We start from the raw sequence: 16,015 nt of genomic DNA, 5'->3' as shown, positions 1-16,015 counted from the left end.
CGCCCGCAGCCCTGCCCTCCCCCGCGCACCGCCTTCCGCCTAATGGGGTCTCACGCAGCGAAGCATATGGCATATGGCTATCAGCTACCGGCGACTTCCGTGAAATCTCATGCCTTCGAGGAGTCCACATGGGCTATATCCTGATCAGCCGCGACGGGTGTCATCTGTGCGAGGAGGCCGAGCAACTGCTCGAGGCCCTGCGCGTGCCCTTCGAGCGGCGCAACGTGGACGAAGACCCCGAGTGGGTGGCGCAGTACAGCTTCCGGGTTCCGGTGCTGCTGAAGGGCGAGCGGGTGTTGATGGAGGGTCGCTTCGACGCGGCTCGGCTAACTAAACTGTTGAAGGAGTGAGCTATGGACCCAATCATGATCGAACTCGGGCCGATCCAGATTCGCTGGTACGGCTTCTTCCTGGTGCTGGCGATCTTCGCCGGCTTCGAGATCGCCAAGCGCTACCTGCGGGCCTGGGGCTACGACCCCGACCACTTCGAGCAAGCCGCCTTCTGGGCGGTGGTGGCCGGGGTGATCGGAGCGAGGGTGGGCTACGTGCTCACCAGCCCCAGCGACTTCGCCGGCAACCCTATCTCGGCTTTGTACATCTGGCAGGGCGGGCTCTCGATCCACGGGGCCGTGATCGGGGGCATCCTGGCCTTCTGGCTCTACGCCCGCCGCTACGGCACCCCCTTCATGCCCTATATCGAAGCTTCCCTCCCGGCGGTGGCGCTGGGGATCATCGCCGGGCGGCTGGGCAACTTCATGAACGGCTCCGACACCGTCGGTCGCCTGACCAGCCTACCCATCGGCTTCACCTGGCCCTCCTCGGCCTCGGGTTTCCCCGGCATCTGCAAGGCCGGTGACAACATCAGCCTGGCCTACGGGCTGTGCCTGGGCGAGGTGGTGCGCGGCCCGGTTCACCTGACCCAGATCTACGGGGTGATCATCGGGATCATCTTGAGCGTGCTGGTCGTGCGCTGGCTGGCCATGAGAAAGCCCTGGGGGTACACCTTCTGGCAGTTCGTGCTGTGGTACAGCGTGCTGCGGGGAGGGCTCGAGGAGCCCTTCCGCCTCAATCCGCTGTGGCTCAGGGTCTACGAGAACAACACCCTGGGCATCGGCTTCTTCACCGCCACCCAGCTTTTTTCGATCCCGCTGATCATCCTGGCCATCGTCATGCTTTACCGCCTGCCCAAAGGAGGCCGCGAAACCGTAGCCGTGGCCGCACCCACCCCCCCCAAGACGGACAAAGCCGAGGCCAAGCCGCGCAAGAAGGACTGAAGAGTAGACTGAAGAGCGGTTATGAAACATGCTGTCGTGATCCTGGCTGCGGGTCTGGGCACCCGCATGAAGTCGAAGCTGCCCAAGATGCTCCACCCCCTGCTGGGCAAGCCCATGGTGGCCTATGTCGTCGAGACCGCGCTGCGAAGCGGCGCGGAAAAAGTGGTGGTGGTGGTCGGCCACGGCCTCGAGCAGGTGCGGGAGGCGCTGGGAGGCTATAAGGGCCTCGAGTTCGTCGTGCAGGAGCAACAGCTTGGCACAGCTCACGCTCTCAAGCAGGCCAGGAAGGCCCTCCGAGGCTTCAAGGGGCCGGTGGTGGTGGTTCAGGGCGATACCCCCCTCACCTCCGTAGAAACCCTCACCGGCCTGGTCGAGGCTCTCGGCAAAGAAGGCATGGCCCTGCTGACCATGCGGCTGGAGAACCCCACCGGCTACGGGCGCATCCTGCGCGACAAGCGCGGGGAGATCATCGCCAACATCGAGCACAAGGACGCCACGCCCGAGCAGCGCGAGATCAAGGAGATCAACGCGGGGGTGTACTGTTTCGACAGCCATGTCTGGGAAGCGCTCGAGCACGTCAGCAACGACAACGCCGCCGGGGAGTACTACCTGCCCGACCTCATCCGGGTCTACCGCGAGCGAGGTAAGCGGGTGGTGGGGCTGCTGAGCGACGACCCCAGCGAGCTCTTAGGGATCAACACCCGCGCCCAGCTCGCCGAGGTCGAGCACATCCTGCTCCAGAGGCTGCGCGAGCACTGGATGAACCAGGGCGTGCGGATGATCCAGCCCCAGACCATCTATCTCGAGCCCACCGTCGAACTCGCCCCCGACGTGACGCTGTGGCCCGGCGTGATCCTCAGGGGCAACACCCGCATCGGCGAGGGTTGTGAGATCGGGGCTTACTGTGTGCTCAGCGACATGGTGCTCGAACCCCACGTCACCCTGCGTCCGCACGTCGTCGCCGAGAAATCGCACATGAAAAGCGGCTCCGACGCCGGTCCTTTCGCCCGCTTCCGCCCGGGCGTGCTCATCGAGGAGGAGGCCCACGTGGGCAACTTCGTCGAGATGAAAAACACCCACATGCGCCGGGGAGCCAAGGCCGGGCACGTGAGCTATCTGGGCGACACCGACATCGGCGAGGGGGCCAACATCGGCGCGGGCACCGTGGTGGCCAACTACGACGGCCAGCGCAAGCACAAGACCGTCATCGGCAAGGGGGCCTTCACCGGCTCCAACTCCACCTTAGTCGCCCCGCTCGAGGTCGGCGACGGCGCCTACATCGCCGCAGGCAGCACGGTCAACAAGAACATCCCCCAGGACGCGCTGGCCATCGCCAGGGCTCGCCAGGAGAACAAAGAGGGCTACGTCAAGCGCCTGCGCAGTCGGGGTAGCTGAGTTCGAAAATCCAAAACCCCCTCTCCTTCCGTACGGCCCTCCTGAAGCGCTTCGCATCAGAGCCCTGTGGCCACAGGGTTGAAGGCTTTTGGAGGCAATCATGTCGAACCTCAACCGCAGGCAGGCACTTCGGCAGATGGGATTCGCAGGCGCGGGGGCCGTGATCGCGGGGGCCGTTTCCTCCTGCACGCCGGGCATGGCCGCCAAACCCAATATCGACTCCGACGTGCTCAACTTCGCGCTCAACCTCGAGTACCTCGAGGCCGCCTTCTACCTCGCCGCCGTGGGGCGTATCAGCGAGATCGCGAGCATCGGGGGCAACGCCCAGATCATTCTGCCCTCGGGCTTCGATGGCAGCAGCCCAGTGCCGGGCCTGAGCCAGGCCGTGCTGGAATACGCCCAGGAAATCGCCGAGGACGAGTTGGCCCACGTCAAAGCCATTCGGGCTGCACTGGGCTCTAAAGCCGTGCTCCGCCCGAAGCTCGACCTAGGGCCGGCCTTTGCCAACGCGGGTGCGGCGGCCAGTGGCGGGGCCATCACCAACTTCAACCCCTTCGCCAACGAGCTGTCCTTCCTCCTCGGGGCCTACATTTTCGAAGACGTGGGCGTGACCGCCTACAAAGGCGCAGCCCGCCTGCTCACTGACGACAGCGCGGGTGGCGTGCTGGATACGGCTGCGGGCATCCTGGCGGTGGAAGCTTACCACGCGGGAGAAATCCGCGCCGTGCTCTACTCGCGCAAGGATCAGCCAGTGGCCGCCGGCCTCAACGTAGAGCAGGTGGCCAATGCCATCAGCAATCTGCGAGGCAGTGTAGGAGGCGGTAAGGACGAGGGCATCACGGTAGGGGGCAAGGCCAACATCGTGGTGGCCGATCAGAACGGCGTAGCCTATGGGCGTACCACTGCCGAGGTCCTGGCTATCGTCTACCTGGGCGGCATGGGCAAGGGTGGCTTTTTCCCTGACGGGCTCAACGGCGCGATCAAGTAAGCCCGCGGGAGCATAGGGGGCAGTAGAGGTAGGGGGGCCGGAGCCCCCCTACCCTCGTGAAGGAGGAGAGCATGGGGTTTGGTGTTTTGGAAGTCCTGATCATCCTGCTCATAGCGGTGTTGCTCTTCAGGGCACGCAAACTGCCCGAGTTGGCTCGTGGGCTGGGCCGGGCCAAGCGCGAATTCGAGGAGGCCCAGCGATCTGACGACCCATAATTCATGTCTCCTTCAGTCGCCGAAGTAAACTAGAGCCGGGAGCGCGCTATGCCGATTGGAATGTCTGAGATCCTCATCATCTTGCTGGTGGCCCTGCTGCTGTTTGGCCCCCGCAAGCTACCCGAGCTGGGACGCAGCCTGGGGCAATCCATCCGCGAGTTCCAGAAGGGGGCCCGCAGCATCCGCGAGGAATTCGAGAAAGCCGCCGACGTCAAGGAACTGCGCGAGATCAAGGAAGATCTCAGCAAGCCCCTGGAGATCAAGCCCGAACCCTCCAAGGAAGAAACCAAGTCCTAGCCTGAGGGTCCGCCATGAAAGAAGCCCCCTTGATGGAGCACCTCGAGGAGCTGCGCAGCCGCATCCTCTGGGCGCTGGTGGCCTGGGCGGTAATGACGGGGGTAGCCTTCGTCTTCCGCCTGGAGCTGCTGGCCCTGCTCGAGCGCCCCCTCGACATCTACAACGCCACCGCCAAGATCAGGGCCGACCTGCAGGTGCTCAACATCACCGAGCCCTTCGTGACCTCCTTCAAGATCGCGGCTTTCGGCGGCCTGGCGCTGGCTTTACCCTTCATCGTCTATCAGATCTGGGCGTTCATCTCGCCCGGCCTCTACGACCACGAACGCCGCCTCGCAGTTCCCTTCCTGCTGGGGGCGGGCTTCAGCTTTGCCGTAGGCGTGATCTTCGCCTACTACGTGTTCCTGCCCTACGCCGTGCCCTTCCTGCTGGGCTTTTTAGGCGACCTGGTCAAACCCAACATCTCGCTGGGCCAGTACATGAGCCAGATCCTGGCCTTTCTGGGCGTGATGGGCATCGTCTTCGAGATGCCGGTGGTGAGCTACCTGCTGGCCCGCCTGGGGCTCCTGACGAGCCGCTTCCTATTGCAAAACTGGCGCGTCGCCATCATCCTGCTCATCACCCTGGCCGCCGTCATCACCCCCACCGTGGATGTGTTCAACCTGGCCCTCATCAGCGTGCCGCTGTTCGTGCTCTACGCCGTCTCCATCCTCACCGCGCGCCTGGGCGAACGGGGCCACCTGCGGGCGGCGCAGCAGGCGGCGGGGTGAAGGAGTCGGAGGTCGGAGGTCAAGGAACAAGGGGGGTTAGGAGGATAGCTCCCTCCCTGCCGGCGGGGAGGGGTTCGTGCGAGCCACAAGCCTTTCGCTGACGTCTTTAAATCAGCGCGCTCACCGAGCGGTTGGTGTGCACGTTGCGGATGGCCTGGGCCAGCAAATCGGCGGTGGAGAGGATGTTGAAGCCCATGGCCGGGGTGAGCTGGATGGTGTCGGTGAAGACCACCTCGCGGATGGCCGGGTGAGAGAGGTTTTCGTGGGCCGGGCCTACCAGCACCCCATGGGTGGCCATGACGATGGCTTCCTGGGCTCCGGCGGCTGCCAGGGCTTCCACGCCCCGGCGGATGGTGCCTCCCGTGGAGATGATGTCATCGACGATCAGGGGGCGCTTGCCCGCCACGTCGCCGATCACGTAGGCCACCTGGGTCTCGCGGGGGCCGATGCGGCGCTTGGCCAGGATCGCCAGCGGCAGGCTCAGCCGTTCGGAGAGGCGGCGGGCGTATTCGGCCCGGCCCGAGTCGGGGGAGACCACCACGGCGTTGTCGGTGAGGTGGTTGTGCTCGAGGTAGCTGGCGAAGAGCTTGACCGCCGAGAGCTCATCGACGGGGATGTTGAAAAAGCCCTGGATCTGAGGGGCGTGCAGGTCCACGGTGATGACGCGGTGGACTCCGACTTCCTGGATCAGGTCGGCCACCAGCTTAGCGCTGATGGGCTCGCGGCCTTGGGTCTGCTTGTCCTGGCGGGCGTAGCCAAAGTAGGGGATGACCGCGTTGATGCGGGCCGCACTGCTGCGACGCACGGCGTCGGCCATGATCAGGAGTTCCATCAGGTGGTCGTTGACCGGCGGGGCAGTGGGCTGGATGAGGTACACATCAGCACCACGCACGCTCTCCAGCAGCCGCACCCGCACCTCACCATCGGGGAAACGCTCGACCACGGCCTTGCCCAGGCTCAGGCCAAGGGAGCGCGCTACGGCCTCGGCCAGTGGTCGGTTGGCGCTGCCGCTAAAGAGCCGAATCTCGAGCCCCTCTCCAAGTTCCCACATCTCCCACCCCCAAAAGTCCTGTTGCTCAGCTCTTTCCAGTCGCGGCAGATAGCTTCAGCAGGTCGGGGTCTGACCCCGGAGTTCAAGTGGTTGCAACTTGAGTATATCGGGAAGCTGGCTATTGCAAAACCTTGAGCACCAGTTGGGCCAGGCGTTCGGAGGCCTGCTCGAGGAACAGCTCGAAGGACTCGTGCGCGTCGTCGTCGGCTCCGTCGGAGATGGTGCGCACCAAGGCCATGGGCAAGGCCAGGTCCTTGGCCGTCCACAGCGCCGCCGCGCCCTCCATCTCGACGGCGTCGGCGGCGAAAAGCTGGCGCAGACGGGCGGCATCGGCGGGGTGGGCCAGGAAGCGATCGCCGCTGGCGACACGGCCCCAGTGAACCGGGAAGCCCAGCTCGAGCGCCGCCCGGTAGATGCGGGTCGAAAGCTCGATGTCGGCCCGCACGAAGCGCTCACCCGTGGCCAGCTCCCCCGGCTGGCGGCCAAAGGCGGTGATGTCCACGTCCCACTGCACCGCGTCGTGGGCTACCAGCACGTCGAGGGAGTGCAGGCTGGGGTTGAGCCCGCCGGCCACCCCCGCCCACAGGCTCCAGCGCGGGTTGAAGCGGGCCTGAGCGTAGGTCACCGCCGAGGCAGCCGCCACTTTCCCCACCCCGGTTTCGACCAGCAAGACCTCGTGAGGGCCCACCTGGCCTCGGAAGACGGGCTTAGGGCCCTCCAGCGCCTCATCCAGGCCCAGAGCCCGGCGCAGGGCCCGCGCCTCGGCCCCCTCGGCGGCGAAGAGGGCCACGGTGCTCAGGACGGGGCTGGAAACAGCTTCGGTTTGGTCAGGGGCGGCGACTTCGCTCACGCACGGTAGTGTACAAAAATCCACGGACGGCGGAAGACCGTATATTACGCTTTTTCTTCACCAAGCGCATGATACGATATGCTCATGGCTGTCTTGACCAACGACCAGAAAATGGTCCTGGACATGGTGCGGCAGGTTGCCCGCGAGGTGCTGTGGGAAAAGGCTCCGCAGTACGACGAATCGGGGGAATACCCCTGGCCCCAGCTCGAGACCCTGGCCCAGCTCGGGCTTTTGGGTATGACCACCCCGGAGGAGTGGGGCGGAGCGGGGCTGGATAGCGTGACCTGGGTTCTGGCCATGGAGGAGATCGCCGCCGCCGATCCCAGCGTGGCGGTGATCCTCTCCGTCACCAGCGGCCTGCCGCAGTACATGCTGACGAAGTTCGGCACCCCGGAGCAGAAGAAGAAATACCTGGTGCCCCTCGCCAAGGGCGAGTGGATCGGGGCCTTCTGCCTGACCGAGCCCCACGCCGGTTCCGACCCGGCCTCCATGAAGCTTCGCGCCCAAAAGGTGCCCGGCGGCTGGCAGCTCGACGGGGTCAAGAGCTGGGTCACTTCCGGTGGGCAGGCCCAAGTCTACGTGGTGATGGCTCGAGGCGAAAGCGGCATCAGCAGCTTCATCGTGGAGAAGGGCACACCCGGCCTGAGCTTCGGCAGCCCCGAGCGCAAGATGGGCCTGCACGCGGCCCACACCACCGAGGTGCGCTTCGACGGGGCATTCGTGCCCGAGGAAAACCTGCTGGGCCAGGAGGGCCGGGGTCTGGCCCAGGCCCTCGCTGGCCTCGACTCCGGGCGCATCGGGATCGCGGCCCAGGCGGTGGGGATGGCTCGCGCCGCCTTCGAGATCGCCAAAGCCTACGCCGATGAGCGCACCCAGTTCGGCCAGAAGATCCGCGAGTTTCAGGGGGTGGGCTTCAAGCTAGCCGACATGCACGTGAAAATCGCCGCCGCCCGCGCCCTCACCCTCGAGGCCGCCGCCAAGAAGGACCGGGGCGAGCGCTTCACGCTCGAGGCTTCCACCGCCAAGCTCTTCGCCTCCGACACGGCGGTGAGCGTCACCCGCGACGCGGTGCAGGTACTGGGCGGCTACGGCTACCACCGTGAGTACCGCGCCGAGCGCTACTACCGCGACGCCAAGATCACCGAAATCTACGAGGGCACCAGCGAAATCCAGCGTCTGGTGATCTCGCGTGAACTCTACCGCTGAGCCAGGCCAGAGAAGACCACGACCCGGTGTGGAAATCGCTCTAACCGCACTTGCTGTAGCCGCAGCTATAGCACTTGGTGCAGCCCTCCTCGCGCACTAAGTTCTCGTCGCCACACTCCGGGCACTTGCCCAGGCCACTCTGGCCTGCGGGCTTGGCGCTGATGCTGGCGGCGCCGAGGGGCGGAGTCAGGGCGCGCTGGGGGGTTTGGGGCACCACGTCGCTCGAGGCGGCACGACGGCCCTCCTCGAGGACCACAGCCGTGCTGGTTTCCAGGGCCACCGCGATGAGGTCGGCCTTGGAGGTCACGAAGCGGCCCTGGTAGTTGCCGTAGAGGCCGCCGTTGATGCCGCGCAGGGTCTTGATGAGGGCCTCGGCGGGCACGCCGTACTGCAAGGCGATGGAGATGACCCGGCCCAGCGCCTCGCTGTCAGCGTTGGCCTCGTCGCCGGCCTTACCCGAGGTGAGAATGACCTCCACCGGGTGCTCACCCTGCAGGTTGACCGTCACCAAGAAGCCCCGGCGGGTGCCGTCGGCGGCGGTGAGCTTGACCATGTCGGTGTAGCCCACCAGGCGGCCCGTGCGCTCGAAGACCGGCTGACCCACCTTGTTCACGGAGGTACTCGGCAGGTCCAGCAGCGCCGGTTGCACCACCGTATTGCCTTCGGCGTTTTGCGTCTGGCGCTTTGCGTCTTGCGAATCCTTCTCCTCCTTGCTCACCGAGAGCACCTGGAACTGGCGGCTGCCGTCGCGGTAAACCGTAATGCCCTTGCAGCCGGTGAGGTAGGCCTCGGTGTAGGCGGCCTCCACGTCCTCGACGCTGGCCTCGTTGGGGAGGTTGATGGTCTTGGACAGCGAGTTGGCCGCGTAGCCCTCGGCGTCGAAAGCCCGCTGCACCACGCCCTGCATGCGCACGTGGTCCAAAGGCGGCACGTCGTGGGCGCCCTCGAACACGGCGGCGATGCCCGCAGGGATGCCGGAGAGGCCCTTCACCGTGCCGTGGTTGGCCTGGATCGCCTCGATGAGCTTGTCCCAGTCCCACTTGCCCTCGGGCGTGGCGAACTCCTCGCTGGCGGGGTACTGCTCCATGAGCTCGACGAACAGCGGGTGCAGCAGGGCCTTGTACTGCCCGCCGATACGCCGCCACATGAAGGGCGAGAACACGGGCTCGATGCCGCTCGAGACGCCCATCAGCATGCTGGTGGTGCCGGTAGGGGCCACGGTGAGCACCGCGACGTTGCGGCGCGGGCGGATGCCCAGCGCCTCGAAGGCAGCGGGGTTGTCGCGGTAGAGCGGGAACACGCCCCGCTCCTCGCCGAGTTGCTCGGAAGCCTTGATGGCCTCCTCACGCATGGCGTTCATCATCTCAGCCACCGCCTGGCGCCCGGCCTCCGAGGAGTAGGGCAGGCCCAGCTTGATCAGGGCGTCGGCCAGACCCATCACCCCTAAGCCCAGGCGGCGCAGGGTCTGGCTAGCGACGCGGTTGTCCTCGAGGGCGAAGACGTTGACGTCGAGCACGTTGTCGAGGAAGCGGATGCAGGTGCGCACGTCCTTGCGGAACTCGGCGAAGTTGAACCGCCCCTTCTCGACGTAGGCAGCCAGGTTGATGGCACCCAGGTCGCAGGGCTCACCCACGGTGAGCGGGATTTCCCCACAGTTGTGGGCCACCACGCCGCCCGCGATCAGGCTGTGGGTGACGGGCTCGGTCAGGTCGTAAACGGGCGCAGTCCCCGCTGGCTCGACCCGGCTTACCGTGACCTCGAAGCGCTGGCGGTAAGCACCCCGCTCGCGACCGCTGATGAACTGCTCGAGCTTGGCCTGCTTCTCGGGCAGGGCGAAGCCGATGACCTCGGCGAAGCGGTCACGGCTCTCGGCACCGATGATCAGCTCGTACTGGTTGGCCACGGGGTACTCGCGCAGCCCGCCCCGGCCATCAGGCAGGGCCTTGAGACCCGCCGCGCGGCGGTGGTGGACGATCCCCTTGCGGGACAGCCTGCGGCTGTACACCGGGTGAATGCGCCCGAAGATGCCGAAGTTGAGCAACAGAAGTTGCACGTCCTCGAGCAGCTTCCGACTCGAGGAGGCCAGCCGCACGGTGCAGCTCTGCTTGGCGTCGTTGTGCTCCACGGTACCGTCGGTGCTGAACAACCCGCGCAAAAAGCCCACCACTGCCTCGCGCGGCGCGGTGAAGAGGCTTTCCGGGACCCGCTTTTCGGTGGCTTTGACCGCCCTCACACCGAGGGCGGCGAAAAACTCGGCAGGCAGTTTGTTGAAGTGCAGGTGCTGGGTGTTGGAGGCGGTGGCTTGCAGGGTTCCCTGGCCGAACCAGTCGCGAAGGTTATCCACGACGGTCTGGGCCTGAGCGAATTCGCGGTTGCTGAAGAAGAAGCCCACCCCGTCCTCGCGCAAGTACCCGTCGCCGACCAGCCAGCCCAGCACCAGACCCAGGTTCTCGCTCCACCGAGTGGGCATGTTGGCGTACTGCTCGCGCACGTCGGACCTTCCGCGGGAGCCCCTGCCTCCGGCTACCGCGACCCGCTCGCGCACCACCCGCAGCACGGCGGGCGGCAGGGCCTGCTCCTTGGCCCACAGGCCCTCACCGCTCTGCACCAGCAGCTTGTCGCCGGGCTTCAACTGGCCGGCCTCCACATACCCTTGGGGGGTGAGGAGGGGGTGGTTGGGGGTCAGGGTGAGGATGATGCCCTCGCGGGTCTCGAGGCGCACCACCTCCCGCTCGCCGGTGTAGAAAGCCTTGGCCGCTTTGCGCACCGTCACCCCGCGCCCACGGCGGGCCGCGCCCAAGCCCGCGAGGGGGGCACGGTTGTCGGTGGCCAGGTAGAAGCTGCCCTTGTCGGTGAGTTGCTCGATGGGCAGCAGACCGAATTCCGTCGGAATACGAGTGCTGCCCACAAAGCAGGGGTTGGTCGAGCGGATCGCGTAGCGCGGGCCGAGGTTCTTCAACGCCGAGAGTTCGTTGATACGGTCGACGAAGATCAGGCCCGGCTCACCGGTAGCCCAGGCATGCCAGGCGATCTCGTGCCACAGCCACTTCGCGGGCACGCCCAGGCGTGCGGGGCCACCGGTCCCGTCCTGCAGGGAGTCTGCCCCCTGGCGATAGACGGGGATGGGGCGGGCGCCGTCCACCTCGCGGTCGGGCAGCTCGGGGAGAACGCCCGTGTACTCCCCTTCGACCAGCACGGGGTAGTACTTGCCGGGTACCTCGACTGGCTCAACGTTCCACAGGCCGTCGGCCTGAAGGGTTTTCCAGAAGGCCTCGGTGACCAGGATGGAGATGTTGAAGGTGGAGATGTCGCCCTCGGCGGCCTCGCGGTCGAGGTCCTTGGCGGTAAGGAAGTCGAGCAGGTCGGGGTGGTCGATGGAGAGGGTGGCCATACCTGCCCCGCGCCGGGTGCCTCCTTGGCGCACCACCCTGAGCACCGGCGAGTACACGTAGCGCAGCGTCGCCACCGGGCCGCTTTTCTCCGCCCCCAGGTTGGCCCACTCCAGGAAGTTGTCGAAGATTTCGACCAGGAAGCTCACCGGGCCGCTGCTGGTGCCACCCGAGCCCTTGATGGGAGCGCCTTCCGGGCGCAGGGCGCTGAAGTCGACGTGAGGTTCGGTGTGGGCAATGGCCAGTCGAATGGCCTCCCGCGCCGTGTCGATGATGCCGCCCATGTCGTCGGGGACCACCATGGCGCTAGCGGGCTTTTCCCGCACGGTCATGACCCCGTGGCGGCGGGCCAGCGCGGCGAGTTCGGGGCTCACCAACCCGTACACCACGCGGGTCCAGTTGCGGATGGTGACGCTCTCCTTCTCGCCGTCGGGGTTGATAGGTGGGCGCATCAACCCCCGGATGAAATCCTCCACATCGGCGTGGGCGGCGCTCAAATAGGCGAAACCGCGCACCGTGCCGCGCTCCCCGGCTTCCCTACCCGCCCCGCCATGGCGGGGCGGGTAGGGGTCGAGGTTGACGCCGTTGCCCCCGCCCACCTTGGTCACCAGGGCAAGTTTCTTGGCGACCTCGAGCACCCCCTCGAAGCTGGAGGGCTCGTGCTCGGTGGCCCCCTGCACGAAGCAGTTGAGCACGTTGCCGTGCTGGGTCCCCGCGCCTGCCAGCACCCGCCCACCGGGGCAGAAGCGCTTGGAGGCCATCAGGCGATAGAACTGCTCGCTCCAGTAGGCGCGGTTTTGCTCAGACTCCGGGCTCGCCACCCAATCCGCGACCCGGCGAAACATTCCAAATACGTCCCCGTCGCCATCCTGCATGTACTGCCGCTTGGCGATTGAGCGGGCGTGATCGTCAAAAACTGCAGGTTCAAAGGCGTCCATGCTTCCTCCAAAAATCCACAGCACCACCCCTGGCCCGTTTGCACGGCCCTATATATTGGGGTTTCTGTTGGCGATACTACTACTTGTAGTAGCCAAGCCGCAAGGTGCGATCGTTACAATCTTCAGGGGGAGCGCGCCCAGAATACCGCCCCTGCCATCGGAAAAGCAAGCAGAAAGCCCTTCATCTAGCGGTGTAATCATCTCGAACCCCAAGTTCTGGTGGATACACCAGCTCTATTATGTTAACACAGTAAAGACATCCCCGTCTTTGGCCCCAAGCACATTTAGAGGCCAAAGCAGCGCCTAGCCCCGAAGCTGCCACACCGCCAGCGAGAAGGGCCCCTGGGTGTAGCCCTGGAGGCTGCCGCCGTGGCAGAACACCTCGTTGCCGCTGAGCAACTCGACCGCCAGCTCACCTCGAGGCCAGACCCCGTGCAGGGGAACCATCACCCTCCAGGGCTCATCGGAGGCGTTGACCGTGATCACCACGCCCTGCTCCCCTTCCACGCGGGCAAAAGCCAGGTGGCGGTCCTGGGCATAAAGCCGCAGGTAGCGGCCTCGCCGCAGCAGCGGGAGTTGCTGGCGCAGGCGGCTCATACGCCGGACTGCTTCGTAGATGCCTTTTTCCCAGTACTGCTCGTTCCAGGGCATACCCCGGCGGTTGTCGGGGTCGTGGTCACCAGGGAGGCCGATCTCATCGCCGTAGTAAACCGTGGGCGCGCCAGGCAGAGTGTAGAGCAAAGCCAAAGCCAAGGCAGCGCGCCGCGCATCGCCACACATGAGACTGCGCAAGCGGGGAGTGTCGTGGGAGGACATGATGTTCATCTGAGCCAGCACGATCTCCCAGTCGTAGCGCTCGAAGAGGTGTTCCAGGCGGTGGCTGAAGGCCAGGGCCTGCAGCGTCTCCACCCGCCCCAGCCCGCTCTTGGCCGCGAGGTCGCGGTCGAGGATTCCGTCGCCTACAAAGCCCAGGATGGCCCGCCCTAGCGGGTAGTTCATCACCGCATCGAACTGGTCGCCCCGGAGCCATCGGCTGGCATCGTCCCAGATCTCCCCCACGATGTAAGCATCGGGGTTGATGCTCTTGACCCGTCGGCGGAACTCCTGCCAGAAGGAGTCGTCGTCAATCTCGTTGGGCACATCCAGTCGCCAGCCGTCGATGCCCTGGCGAATCCAGTGCTCGGCCACCGCGAAGAGGTACTCACGCACTTCCGGAGTATCGGTGTTGAACTTGGGCAGCTCAGGATTGTCCCACCAGGCGGCATAGTTGGCCTTGCGCTCGTAGGCGTTGAGGGGCCATCCGTAGATGTGGAACCACTTGAGGTAAGGCGACTTGGGGCCGTTCTCGAGGACGTTCTGGAAAGCGAAGTGCCCACGCGAGCAGTGGTTGAACACCGCGTCGAGCACCACCCGGATTTCGCGCTTGTGGGCCTCCTGGAGCAGGTGGGTGAAGGCGGCGTTGCCTCCCAGCATGGGATCGACCTGGAAGTAGTCGGTGGTGTGATAGCGGTGGTTGGCCGTCGAGGCGAAGATGGGGCAGAAGTAGATGGCGTTGAAGCCCATGTCCTTGATGTAATCGAGCTTTTCGGCCACGCCCCAGAGGTTGCCCCCCTTGAAACCGCGCAGGGTGGGCGGAGAGTCCCAGCTCTCGAAGTGCGAGACCAGCGGAGCGGGCATCCCCAGCGGACCCGCACCCCGCGCAAAACGGTCGGGGAAAATCTGATAAAACACGGCATCCTTGACCCAATCGGGTGTCATACTCGATCAAGTTTACGCAATCGACGTCGACAGTCTATAGCCAAAGACGTCGAAGGCCGGCGGCCACGGACTATCGACATCTTGCCTTTAGCTTTCAGCTCTCCTTTGCCACCACCAGCGCCTCGAGCGCCCGCGCGAGTTCGACGTGCAGGCGGTGTGAGCCGCGGTGCACGGTGAAGTGACCCAGGAAGGGCGCTCCGGCCAGGTAAAGGTCGCCCAGGAAGTCCAGGGCCTTGTGGCGCACCGGCTCGTCGGGGAGACGGGGGGTGTTGAGGCTGGAGGTCTGGCTGTAGACCAGGGTGTTCTCCAGGCTCGCTCCGTGGGCCAACCCCTGGGCCCGCAGGGCTTCGAGGTCCTGTATGAAGCCGAAGGTGCGGGCCTCGGCCACCTCCATCAGGCGGCTGGGCGGGCTCTCGAAGCGGCGGTAGCCGATGAGGGGGTGCTTGAAGGTAATGGTCACGCTCAGGCGGAACTCGAGGGCGGGCTCGGCCACCAACTGCCCCTGCTGCTCCTGCACTCGCACAGGACGCGGTAGGGAGCGTGGTGGGAGGGGGGTAGCGGGAAGGGGCTCGAGCGCCTTGAGCCATTCCCGGGCGCTGCCGTCGAGGGTGGGGATCTCCGGCCCCTCGACCTCGATCACCAGCCCCCCCCAAAGGCCCTTGAGCCACAAAGCCCCCAGCAGGTGCTCGACAGTGGCCAGTCGGGCAGCGCCCACCCCCAGCACCGTGCAGCGCAGGGTGTCCACCACCGCGCTCGCCCTGGCCGGGATTTCCAGCCCGTTCACCCGAAAGCGCACCGGCCCCTCGGCCTGATGAAAACGCACCGTGGCTCTGTGACCACTGTGCAGGCCAATCCCCGAAACCTCAATCATCCCGTACCCTCAAGAGTGCTCTCAAACGCCGCTCTGCCGTCGTCAGCCAGTCCAGCAGGGCCAGCCTGCGCCAGTGTTCGCGCAGGGGTTTAGAAGGGATGCCTCCGGCCCAGGTCTCTCCTGGGGGGACATCCTTGCTGATGCCGCTACCCCCCGCGATGCGGGCTCCGCGCCCGATGCGGACGTGATCCGAGACCACCACCTGCCCGCCCATCACCACCCCGTCCTCGATCACCACGCTGCCGGCAATGCCGCTGAAACCCACCATCACCACGCCCCGCCCGATGCGGACGTTGTGGGCGATGTAGCAGCGCCCGCCGATCTTGCTGTAGGCCCCCACCACGGTGTCGCCCACCAGACTGCGCTCGAGGATGGTCCCCGCCCCGATCTCGGCCCCTTCCTCGATGACCACGCCCCCGGTATGGGGCAAGCGCTGACCGTCCTGAAAGCCGAAGCCCACCGCGCCCAGCACCGCCCCCGAGAGGATGCGGCTCTTGGGGCCCAGGCGGGTGTTGCGGTGCAAGGTGACGTGGGCCTCGAGCACCGCCCCCTCCCCTACCCGGCAGCCGGGCCCGACGTAGCTGTACGGCCCGATCACCGCCCCCGCCGCCACCTCGGCCCCGGCGCAGACGGTGGCGAAGGCACCCACCCGCGCGGTGGGGTCCACCCGCGCCCCCGCTTCGACGAGGGCGCTCGGGTGAATGCCGGGCTCAGCCCAGGGCTCGGGCGGCTCAAACAAGGCCAGTAGCCTAGGCCAGACTGCCCCCAGCGAGGCCACCCGCACCACGCTGCGGCCCTCGAGCGGCGGCAAGTCCTCAGACACGACCAGCGCGGCCCCACTTTGCAGGGCCTGGGACAAAAACCCATTCTCCCGCACCGCGACCAAGTCGCCCGCCCGTGCCGTTTCGGGGGGCGCGAGTCGGGCGACCTCGAGGTCGGGCCCCTCGAGCCGCCCCTCGAGCGCGCGTGCCACTTCCGATAGGCGCATGCTCAGGCGTCCGGTGTCGAAACCAAAG

The 16,015-nt window shown here is 66.0% G+C and carries 14 protein-coding genes; 8 read left to right on the top strand and 6 right to left on the bottom strand.

The window, feature by feature from the left end; genetic code table 11:
* The first annotated feature begins 128 nt into the window (after window positions 1-128).
* The 7 genes from Mrose_RS03070 (at window position 129) to tatC (ending at window position 4,936) form a co-directional block, all read left to right on the top strand.
* Window positions 129-350 (top strand): glutaredoxin family protein, encoded by a 222-nt coding sequence (locus Mrose_RS03070; RefSeq protein ID WP_119275960.1) that lies wholly within the window; start codon window positions 129-131, stop codon window positions 348-350.
* 3 nt (window positions 351-353) lie between these two features.
* Entirely contained in the window at window positions 354-1,274 is a 921-nt protein-coding gene (gene lgt / locus Mrose_RS03065; RefSeq protein WP_119275959.1) for a prolipoprotein diacylglyceryl transferase, read from the top strand.
* A gap of 21 nt (window positions 1,275-1,295) precedes the next feature.
* Window positions 1,296-2,669 carry a bifunctional UDP-N-acetylglucosamine diphosphorylase/glucosamine-1-phosphate N-acetyltransferase GlmU gene (gene glmU, locus Mrose_RS03060; protein ID WP_119275958.1) on the top strand — a complete coding sequence of 458 codons (1,374 nt, stop codon included), beginning with the start codon at window positions 1,296-1,298 and terminating at the stop codon, window positions 2,667-2,669.
* A 100-nt stretch (window positions 2,670-2,769) separates the two neighbouring features.
* The gene (locus Mrose_RS03055; protein WP_119275957.1) at window positions 2,770-3,657 is read left to right on the top strand and encodes a ferritin-like domain-containing protein; all 888 of its coding nucleotides are present in this window, start codon (window positions 2,770-2,772) and stop codon (window positions 3,655-3,657) included.
* Window positions 3,658-3,728: 71 nt separating this feature from the next.
* Complete coding sequence (locus tag Mrose_RS03050; protein WP_119275967.1) at window positions 3,729-3,872, top strand: twin-arginine translocase TatA/TatE family subunit; 144 nt, start codon at window positions 3,729-3,731, stop codon at window positions 3,870-3,872.
* Window positions 3,873-3,920: 48 nt separating this feature from the next.
* Window positions 3,921-4,169: a Sec-independent protein translocase subunit TatA/TatB gene (locus Mrose_RS03045; RefSeq protein WP_119275956.1), complete on the top strand. Its 249-nt coding sequence runs from the start codon at window positions 3,921-3,923 to the stop codon at window positions 4,167-4,169.
* Window positions 4,170-4,183: 14 nt separating this feature from the next.
* A complete protein-coding gene (gene tatC / locus Mrose_RS03040; RefSeq protein ID WP_119275955.1) occupies window positions 4,184-4,936 on the top strand; it encodes a twin-arginine translocase subunit TatC in 753 nt (250 codons plus the stop codon).
* 106 nt (window positions 4,937-5,042) lie between these two features.
* Here tatC and Mrose_RS03035 read toward each other — a convergent pair whose 3' ends face one another.
* Together Mrose_RS03035 and Mrose_RS03030 are read right to left on the bottom strand one after the other, a co-directional pair.
* On the bottom strand, window positions 5,043-5,987 hold the full coding sequence (locus Mrose_RS03035) for a ribose-phosphate diphosphokinase (protein WP_119275954.1): 945 nt from the start codon (window positions 5,985-5,987) through the stop codon (window positions 5,043-5,045).
* A gap of 118 nt (window positions 5,988-6,105) precedes the next feature.
* Window positions 6,106-6,786: a 5'-methylthioadenosine/adenosylhomocysteine nucleosidase gene (locus Mrose_RS03030; protein ID WP_182482651.1), complete on the bottom strand. Its 681-nt coding sequence runs from the start codon at window positions 6,784-6,786 to the stop codon at window positions 6,106-6,108.
* 135 nt (window positions 6,787-6,921) lie between these two features.
* On the opposite strand from Mrose_RS03030, the gene Mrose_RS03025 reads away from it, so the two are divergent.
* Window positions 6,922-8,043, top strand: a complete 1,122-nt coding sequence (locus Mrose_RS03025; RefSeq protein ID WP_119275966.1) for an acyl-CoA dehydrogenase family protein — start codon at window positions 6,922-6,924, stop codon at window positions 8,041-8,043.
* Between the two features lie 40 nt (window positions 8,044-8,083).
* Here the strand turns inward: Mrose_RS03025 and Mrose_RS03020 are convergent, their stop codons facing one another.
* The 4 genes from Mrose_RS03020 to Mrose_RS03005 form a co-directional block, all read right to left on the bottom strand.
* Window positions 8,084-12,370 (bottom strand): LAGLIDADG family homing endonuclease, encoded by a 4,287-nt coding sequence (locus tag Mrose_RS03020; RefSeq protein ID WP_119275965.1) that lies wholly within the window; start codon window positions 12,368-12,370, stop codon window positions 8,084-8,086.
* Between the two features lie 303 nt (window positions 12,371-12,673).
* Window positions 12,674-14,128: a glycoside hydrolase family 13 protein gene (locus Mrose_RS03015; RefSeq protein WP_119275952.1), complete on the bottom strand. Its 1,455-nt coding sequence runs from the start codon at window positions 14,126-14,128 to the stop codon at window positions 12,674-12,676.
* Window positions 14,129-14,222: 94 nt separating this feature from the next.
* Entirely contained in the window at window positions 14,223-14,999 is a 777-nt protein-coding gene (gene lpxC / locus Mrose_RS03010) for a UDP-3-O-acyl-N-acetylglucosamine deacetylase (protein WP_182482650.1), read from the bottom strand.
* The gene (locus Mrose_RS03005) at window positions 14,992-15,987 is read right to left on the bottom strand and encodes a UDP-3-O-(3-hydroxymyristoyl)glucosamine N-acyltransferase (protein WP_119275951.1); all 996 of its coding nucleotides are present in this window, start codon (window positions 15,985-15,987) and stop codon (window positions 14,992-14,994) included. Before Mrose_RS03005 ends, lpxC begins: the two co-directional genes overlap by 8 nt.
* Window positions 15,988-16,015 lie beyond the last annotated feature (28 nt).

The sequence above is a fragment of the Calidithermus roseus genome (genome assembly GCF_003574095.1).
Classification (GTDB): domain Bacteria; phylum Deinococcota; class Deinococci; order Deinococcales; family Thermaceae; genus Calidithermus; species Calidithermus roseus.
This window is presented reverse-complemented; position numbering and strand designations above follow the sequence as displayed.